The organism is Capnocytophaga sp. oral taxon 380 str. F0488, from assembly GCF_000318255.2.
GTDB classification, from domain to species: domain Bacteria; phylum Bacteroidota; class Bacteroidia; order Flavobacteriales; family Flavobacteriaceae; genus Capnocytophaga; species Capnocytophaga ochracea.
This window is the reverse complement of the sequence record NZ_KB291229.1, coordinates 59785-68068: the sequence shown is the minus strand read 5'-3', so window position 1 is coordinate 68068 and position 8284 is coordinate 59785. Positions and strand designations below refer to the sequence as shown.

General features: G+C 39.6%; 9 protein-coding genes. 5 read left to right on the top strand and 4 right to left on the bottom strand.

The window, feature by feature from the left end; translation table 11 throughout:
- Nucleotides 1–131 precede the first annotated feature (131 nt).
- From miaA to HMPREF9078_RS09650, 4 genes are read right to left on the bottom strand one after another with little or no spacing between them, the layout of a single operon-like run.
- A complete protein-coding gene (gene miaA / locus HMPREF9078_RS09665; protein WP_009420503.1) occupies nucleotides 132–1046 on the bottom strand; it encodes a tRNA (adenosine(37)-N6)-dimethylallyltransferase MiaA in 915 nt (304 codons plus the stop codon).
- Nucleotides 1036–1935: an ion transporter gene (locus HMPREF9078_RS09660; protein ID WP_009420502.1), complete on the bottom strand. Its 900-nt coding sequence runs from the start codon at nucleotides 1933–1935 to the stop codon at nucleotides 1036–1038. The genes miaA and HMPREF9078_RS09660 overlap by 11 nt, the downstream gene beginning before the upstream one ends.
- A gap of 3 nt (nucleotides 1936–1938) precedes the next feature.
- Nucleotides 1939–2685 carry an alpha/beta hydrolase gene (locus HMPREF9078_RS09655; RefSeq protein WP_009420501.1) on the bottom strand — a complete coding sequence of 249 codons (747 nt, stop codon included), beginning with the start codon at nucleotides 2683–2685 and terminating at the stop codon, nucleotides 1939–1941.
- Nucleotides 2675–3931 carry a dihydroorotase family protein gene (locus tag HMPREF9078_RS09650; RefSeq protein ID WP_009420500.1) on the bottom strand — a complete coding sequence of 419 codons (1257 nt, stop codon included), beginning with the start codon at nucleotides 3929–3931 and terminating at the stop codon, nucleotides 2675–2677. The genes HMPREF9078_RS09655 and HMPREF9078_RS09650 overlap by 11 nt, the downstream gene beginning before the upstream one ends.
- A 342-nt stretch (nucleotides 3932–4273) precedes the next feature.
- Between HMPREF9078_RS09650 and HMPREF9078_RS09645 the strand changes: the two genes are divergently transcribed.
- The 5 genes from HMPREF9078_RS09645 (at nucleotide 4274) to HMPREF9078_RS09625 (ending at nucleotide 8222) form a co-directional block, all read left to right on the top strand.
- Nucleotides 4274–4786 carry an NUDIX domain-containing protein gene (locus HMPREF9078_RS09645; protein WP_009410731.1) on the top strand — a complete coding sequence of 171 codons (513 nt, stop codon included), beginning with the start codon at nucleotides 4274–4276 and terminating at the stop codon, nucleotides 4784–4786.
- 131 nt (nucleotides 4787–4917) lie between these two features.
- A complete protein-coding gene (locus HMPREF9078_RS09640) occupies nucleotides 4918–6402 on the top strand; it encodes a cellulose synthase family protein (RefSeq protein ID WP_009410730.1) in 1485 nt (494 codons plus the stop codon).
- A gap of 97 nt (nucleotides 6403–6499) precedes the next feature.
- Complete coding sequence (locus tag HMPREF9078_RS09635; protein WP_009420498.1) at nucleotides 6500–6856, top strand: MmcQ/YjbR family DNA-binding protein; 357 nt, start codon at nucleotides 6500–6502, stop codon at nucleotides 6854–6856.
- 1 nt (nucleotide 6857) lies between these two features.
- Complete coding sequence (locus tag HMPREF9078_RS09630; RefSeq protein WP_009420497.1) at nucleotides 6858–7277, top strand: VOC family protein; 420 nt, start codon at nucleotides 6858–6860, stop codon at nucleotides 7275–7277.
- A 3-nt stretch (nucleotides 7278–7280) separates the two neighbouring features.
- Nucleotides 7281–8222: a nitronate monooxygenase family protein gene (locus HMPREF9078_RS09625; protein ID WP_009420496.1), complete on the top strand. Its 942-nt coding sequence runs from the start codon at nucleotides 7281–7283 to the stop codon at nucleotides 8220–8222.
- Nucleotides 8223–8284 lie beyond the last annotated feature (62 nt).

Genomic DNA, 8284 nt, shown 5'->3' with positions numbered 1-8284 from the left:
TTGTTCGTCTTTTGTTCGTCTTTTCATTATCTGCTTGTGCGGCTCGCACTATCTGCCTGTCGTGCTACGACTGCCTGTGCGGCTTGCACCTGCCTGTTGTGCTACGACCTCGCTCTGTCATTAATTTGGTATTATGGACATTTCTGCATTGTAGTTTTCTGAAGAACTTCCTCCACCGTTGTCCTGTAATCAAACCAATGTATAGAACTATCTTTGTGAAACCACGTAAATTGTCGCTTAGCAAATCGACGAGTGTTCTTCTTAATTTCCTCTATCGCAAAGCCAAACGAGGTCTTCCCTTCAAAAAAAGCAAATAACTCCTTGTAGCCTACTGTCTGCAAGGCATTGAGTTCCTTGTGCCGAAACATATCTTGTGCTTCTATAAGCAACCCACCTTCAAGCATTTGCTCTACTCGCTCATCAATGCGATTGTAAAGCACCTCTCGTTCTGCCGTAAGTCCTACTTGTATGCTGTCAAAGTCTCTCACCGTTTCTTTTTTGTTTAAAAAAGACGAATAAGGCTTCCCTGTTACCATACACACTTCTAAGGCGCGTATCATTCGTTGCGGATTATTTGTATCTATTTTCTCGTATTGCACAGGGTCTAAAGTTTTTAGCTTTTGTTGCAAAAAAACAATGCCTTCTGCTTTATACTGCGCATTCAGCTCTTTTCTTATCTGTTCATCGGTTTCAGGAAAATCATCTAACCCACTGAGCACTGCATTAGCATAAAGCCCACTTCCTCCTACCATTACTACCACATCGTGAGTTCTAAAAAGTGTGTTGAGCAAGCTAATAGCATCGCGCTCAAAATCGCCTACCGAATAAGGCTCAAAAATAGATTTATGCTGAATGAAATGGTGCTTTGCCTGAGCTAATTCATAGGGCGAAGGAACAGCTGTACCTATAGAAAGCTCCTTAAAAAACTGACGTGAGTCGCAAGAGATGATTTCAGTACCGAAGTGTTGTGCTAAGGCTATAGCCATTCGCGTTTTTCCAATAGCAGTAGGTCCTACCACACTCAAAAGTATTTTTTTATGCTTCATCGTGATTGCTCTTTTGGAGTATTAACTCACTACCACATTGGCTACAATATTTAGCCCCCTGCAAATGTTTATCAAAAGAACATTGTTTGCAAACTAATTTTCCAGCAACCTCATTCTCTTCGTGTTGCTTTTTGCTCCCCTCAATAGAATGTTTCTTTTTCATATGGGTATATTCAGCAGTAACAATACCCGTAGGTACCGCAATAACGCCATAACCCAATATCATTACAAACGAAGCTATCAGCTGTCCCAATGTAGTTTGCGGAGCTATATCTCCAAAGCCTACGGTAGTCATTGTTACAATACACCAGTAAACACCGCGTGGGATACTGCTAAACCCGTTCTGGTGTCCTTCCACTACATACATTACTGACCCTAAGAGTATACAAATCACCGATATGAAATAAATGAAGATAAGAATTTTGTCTCGGCTAGTGCGAAAAGCCATTTTCAGCTCCTCCCCTTGCTTCATAAAACTCGCTAAATCCAAGATACGGAAAATACGCAATAAGCGCAGAGCCCTCACTACTGATATTGCCTTTGCACCAGGAGCGAAGAACGATATGTACATCGGCAAAATAGCAATGAGGTCTATAATGCCATACATACTAAAAATATATTTATAAGGCTTTTTATTGGTAATAATGCGCAAGATATATTCAAGTGAGAAGAAAACGGTTATCACCCACTCCATAAACACTAACAAACCGTGCAAATGGTAGTCAACACCCTTTACGGTTTCAAGCATTACCATTATCACACTGATAGTAATGAGCGACAACAGCACAAGGTCAAATAGTTTACCTAAGCGTGTATTCGTCCCATAAATAATAATATAAGCCTTTTGCTTGAATATATTATATTCTGATTTAAGTGTTGCTTTGTCCATAAATCAATATTTACTAAGCCATTCACGGAATGAATAAAAGTTTTGTGGTGATACACCGTGCCCTATCGGAAACTCTTCATAAGTGCATTTAGCCCCTATTGATTTTAAAAACTCAGGAGTTTTCCTGTCCCATTCCACAGGTATTACTTGGTCACTGGTGCCGTGCGATACGTAAAAGTGCGTAGCCGAATGGTTCTCTTTCTTATATCCGTCTTTCAAGATATCCTCATTTAAGTAACCACTCAGTGCTATTACTCTGCGTATTTTCTTAGGATAAGATATCGCAATAGCCATACTTAATATACTCCCCTGACTGAATCCTAAGAGGTTTATGTTTCTCGTATCCAAATCATATACCTTACAAGCCTCATCAATACATCTCATTATTAACTCACGCGATTCAATAGCCTGCTCATTATCGCTCCAATAGGCTTGGTCTTCATCAAAGTTAATCATATACCACGCATAACCAAATGAGGTTAAATTATAAGGCGCACGCAATGATATAATCGTGTATTCTTTGGGTAATTCATCGGCAAAGGAGAAAAGGTCTTCCTCATTGCTCCCATAACCGTGCAACATAAATATTACAGGCGAACGTTTAGTCCTTACCTGTGGTTCGCGAATTACGTATTCTAAAGGTAGTTTTTTATGTGTTTCCATTGTTTTTTTCTTTGTTTTAAAGTAACAGTTTGTAAATAATAAAATCAAGCTCCCTATAACAAAGGTAAGACATTTCTTAAACTCCATCGTTCAATATTGCTTGTCTGTGAGCAATAATCCCCAATACTTTTCCTTTCATCGTCGCACCTATAAAAGCACTATTCTTCGAAGCTGATAATATCATCTCTTTGGTAAAAACAGTCTCTCCTTCGGGAGTAAAGATAGTAACATCAGCTTCTGTATTTTCAGCTATGGGTGCAGTAGGTACCCCGAAACGTTTGCGCGCCGAGGTAAGCAGTGTTACCGCTCTTTCAACAGTTGTATACTGACTCAGCACACCCCACACATTCTCCAGCCCAATAGTTCCAAACGAGGCAAGGTCAAACTCTTTAAATTTGAGTTCTATGTCCAACGGATTATGGTCAGAGGTAACAAAGTCTATCGCTCCTCTTTGTAAGGCGTCTCTTAGCTCCTTCACATTTTCAGTATCGCGCAAAGGGGGCAACACCTTGTAATTAGTATCAAACCCTTCTAAAACCTCATCAGTAAACTGAATATTATGGATAGCTACGCTACAAGTCACGTCCAATCCTTTGTTTTTTGCCTCCTCAATAAGCGCTACCGATTTTGCTGTGGATATAGTAGGAATATGTAACTTCCCCCCTGCGTATTCTAATATAGCCAAATCACGCGCTACACACAGTTCTTCAGCCAAAGCAGGAATACCTTTTAGTCCTAATCGGGTGCCTTCTATATGCTCATTCACCACACCTTTCCCCATAATTTTAGCATCGTTAGGAAAAGAAATAACAATACCACCGAAAGGCTGTGTATATTGCAAGGCTATTTTCAGCAGGTTGCTGTTGTGTATGGGCTTCTTATAATCACCAAAAGCCACAGCACCTCCATTTTGCATATCGTAAAGCTCGGCAAGAAATTCCCCCTTGCTTTCTACGGTTAGTGCCCCAATAGGGTGAGCGGTAGTAGCAAAATACTTCGTTTTTTCTTTGATATACATTACAGCTTGCTTGTTGTCGGCTACGGGGTGAGTAAGCGGATTGACGAGCACGTGTGTAAAACCACTTCTCTGTGCCGTAAGCATTCCATTCTCTAAGGTCTCCCGCTCTTCGAAGCCTGGTTCGCCAAAGCAAACACTGCTATCCGTCCAACCTTGTGATATACAAGTGTTTTCCAGTACCTTATCTACCCCTTCGGCAGCAATATGATTGGATATCTGCTTAATAACCCCATCTGAAATTAAAATATCTTTTACAGCACCGTGATAGGCACTCTCTTCATCAATAATCTTTGCCGACTTGAGTAATATATCCATAGAATTACGCTTTTAATTTCTCTGCAAAGGTACAACTAAAAAAACAATTAAAAACTATTTTTACAAATTATTTTTTTCAGATAAGAAAATTTAGTACATTTGTCGCCTAATAAAAAAAGACAACAAGTACAAAAAGTTATTTTTATAAGTGAAGTCCTATAAGATGTAGAAAATTTTTCTACAAAACACCCTTTACACAGTGATACCCCAGGTATAGCTATCGTCCAAGATTCGTCCAAGATTCGTATAAGGTTTGTCCAAGATAGATTATCAGAATATTTTTCTAACCTTAAAAATCTGTTATCTCAACATTCACCTAATTTTAGAAAACACCCAAAAACTATGGAAAGCATATTTAAACATTGCCCGAATTGTACTTCTACAAACATCGAATTTCCTAATAACGTGCGCTTTTTGTGCCACGATTGCGGTTTTACCTATTTCCACAATATTGCCGCCGCGGTAGCAGTAGTGTTCAAGCATAAAGATAAAATACTATTTACAGTCCGCAATATGAACCCCGACAAAGGAAAACTCGACCTTCCAGGTGGTTTTATCGACCCCAACGAAACGGCTCAAGAAGCAGCTTGTCGCGAAGTAAAAGAAGAAATGGGACTCATCATCAAACCCGAGCAACTGCGCTTCATCACCACCTACCCCAATAATTATCTGTACAAAAATGTACCCTACCGCACTATGGATATCTTTTTTGAATGCGAACTCAAAGCCGAAGAGGTACATATTGTAGCCCCCGATGAAATTAAAGAGCTCCGGTGGATAGCTCTTAAAGATATTCGAGAAGAAGAAATTGGTTTTATATCAGTGCGTACAGTCATAAAACAACTTCAAAGCTAATTATTGATATACAGTTTATTAGTTTAGAAAAAAGAGAGATTTCTTAAAAAATAATTTCTTTTTTGCTTGGTGTTTTCAAAAAAACACGTACATTTGCAAAATCTAAAAGAAAGAACATAAAACAATAATTTATGGCAACAATTATCAATTACGCGATTATTATTATCTATTGTACAGCATTAGTAGGCATTTTCTTATATAGCCTTTCAATGCTTAGTTTGCTACTGAACTATCTCAAACATCGCAAACAAAACGACGAGGCTCCTAAGTTCAACTTGCTTGACCCTAAGGAGATTCCGTACGTAACCATCCAGCTACCACTTTACAACGAAAAGTATGTAGTACGTCGTTTGCTCGAAAATATCGCAAAATTGGAGTACCCTCGTACCAAACTCGAAATTCAAGTGCTCGATGACTCTACCGACGAATCAGTAGCTGAAACCGCTGAAATCATTAAAGAACTACAAGCTACAGGCTTGGATATTAAGCACATTCGTCGCACCAATCGCGAAGGCTTTAAGGCTGGTGCTCTTAAAGAAGGCTTAGCTATTGCCAAAGGTGATTTTGTTGCCATCTTCGATGCCGACTTTATGCCTCAACCCGATTGGCTCAAACGTACGGTAGTATACTTCAAAGACCCTGAAATAGGCGTAGTGCAAACTCGCTGGGGGCACATCAACCGCAATTATTCTATCCTTACTAAAATACAAGCTCTCGCTCTTGATGTCCATTTCACTCTTGAACAAGTAGGGCGTAATTCTAAAGGATATTTTATCAACTTCAACGGTACAGCAGGTATTTGGCGTAAAGCGTGCATTTACGATGCAGGTAACTGGGAAGGCGACACCCTTACCGAAGACCTCGACCTCAGTTATCGCGCTCAATTAAAGAATTGGAAATTCAAATATTTGGAAGATGTAGAAACACCTGCCGAGCTTCCAGTAGTTATTTCAGCAGCACGCTCTCAACAGTTCCGCTGGAACAAAGGAGGGGCTGAGAACTTCCGTAAAACAGTAAGCCGTGTATTAGCAGCTAAAAACATAGGTTGGAAAACCAAATTTCACGGGGTAATGCACCTCCTCAATAGCTCTATGTTCTTATGGGTATTTGTGGTATCAGTCCTTAGTATCCCTATGTTGTACATCAAAAACCAATACGGACATTTAGCGTGGATATTCCACATTACTAGTTTCTTTATCATTAGTACTGTTATCTTGTTTATTTGCTATTGGTTTACTTATAAGAACCTGCAAGGAAAGACCTTCGACGACTTTTTAAACTACATCAAACTGTTTGTAACGTTCTTCTCAGTAGCCTTAGGTTTCTCTTTCCATAACACTGTTGCAGTACTCGAAGGACACACAGGCAAACGCAGTGAGTTTGTGCGTACTCCTAAATTCAATATCAATGCACTCTCCGATAGCTGGAAAAACAACAAATACATCAATACCAAACTATCGCCTAATATGATAGTAGAATTTTTACTAATGTTGTATTTCCTCTTTGGATTATACAGTGCCGTTCGTCTTAACGACTTTGGTATGTTCCCATTCCACTGTATGCTTACCTTAGGTTTTGGATTTGTATTCTTCAAATCACTTACCTCAAAAGCTTAATTAATTAGTATATTTGTAAATTAACAAATGAATGTATAAAATAAAGGGTTGTCTTGAATAATAGGCAACCCTTTTATCTTACCTTTTACCTAAAACAATGAACTTAGAAACTTTCAGAGACTTTTGCTTGTCCTTACCACATACTACTGAAGATATGCCTTTTGGCGAGGACATATTGGCTTTTCGCATTTGTGGAAGGATATTCGTGCTTACGAATTTAGAAAGCGTCCCTTTGAGGGCAAGTCTCAAATGCAACCCTGAGCGCGCTTTGGAGCTTCGTGAGCAATACCCTGAAAAGATTATAGCAGGCTATCACTTAAACAAAAAACTTTGGAATACAGTTTTGGTAGAGAGCCTCCCTCCTACTCTTATTGAAGAAATGGTACAACATTCTTACGAAGAAGTACTCGCCAAAGTATCTAAAAAAGAAAAAGAACTTTTAACAAATCAATAGTATGAGACAAAAATTTACTTTGATTACTTTGGGCGTTCGCGATTTTCAAAAAGCCCTTAGTTTCTACGAAGGCTTAGGTTGGCAAAAATCAGATAAAAGTATGGACGACTATGCTCTTTTCCCTTTGGGAGGCATCGTATTGGGGCTTTACCCCTTAGAAGAACTTTCAGAAGATACTACTTTGCCTTATGAGCCAAGTTCGTTTGCAGGAATAACTATCAGCTACAATGCTACCTCAGAAGCGGAAGTAGACGCTGTATTAGCCAAAGTTAGCAAACTAGGGGCTACCATAGTGAAACCTGCTCAAAAAGTATTTTGGGGTGGCTATAGCGGTTACTTTAAAGATTTAGACGGTTATGTGTTTGAAGTCGCTTATAATCCTTTTTGGGAGTTCGATGAGAATAAAAACCTTAAATTGTAGACAATGAAAACACGTATTACAGAACTTTTTAATATTCAATACCCTATTATTCAAGGAGGAATGATATGGGCAAGTGGTTGGCGATTGGCTTCAGCAGTGAGCAATGCAGGTGGTTTAGGACTATTGGGCGCAGGCTCTATGCACCCCGAAACCCTTGCAGAACACATACGTAAGTGCAAAGTGGCTACCGATAAACCTTTTGGGGTGAATATTCCTATTATGTACCCCGAAATGGACAAAGCTATTGAAGTGATTTTGCGCGAAGGGGTAAAGATTGTATTTACTTCGGCAGGAAATCCGGCTACCTATACGTCTTTATTACAAAAAGAAGGCATAAAAGTAGCTCACGTAGTGAGCAGTAGTAAGTTTGCCCTTAAAGCCCAAGTTGCCGGCGTAGATGCTGTGGTAGCTGAGGGCTTTGAAGCAGGCGGTCATAACGGACGTGAAGAAACTAGCACAATGGTGCTCATTCCTGCTGTGCGCAAAGTATTAGATATTCCACTCATTGCCGCAGGGGGAATTGCTACAGGTAGCGGAATGCTTGCTGCTCTTGCCTTAGGTGCCGAAGGGGTACAGATAGGCAGTAGATTTGTGGCTACTACCGAAGCTTCTGTACACCCTAATTTTAAAGAAAGAATAATAGCAGCCGGCGAAGGTGATACAGAACTTACGTTGAAGGAATTAGCCCCTGTACGTTTGCTTAAAAACGGCTTCTATAAGGAGGTAAAAGAGCTCTACAACACTCAGCAAGCTACTGTCGAAAACCTTAAAGCCTTAGTAGGTAATCGCCGTACCAAACAAGGAATGTTTGAAGGAGACGTAGAACAAGGCGAGTTGGAAATAGGGCAAGTAGCGAGTCTCATTACCCAGGTACAAAGCGTAAAAGAGGTTATTGATGAGATGGTGATGGAATACAGGAGAAGTATTAAGAAATTACCTCATTGATAAAATAGTATTATTAGAATATTTGTCATTATTGTTATTTACCGTACTTTTGCACCCTAAAA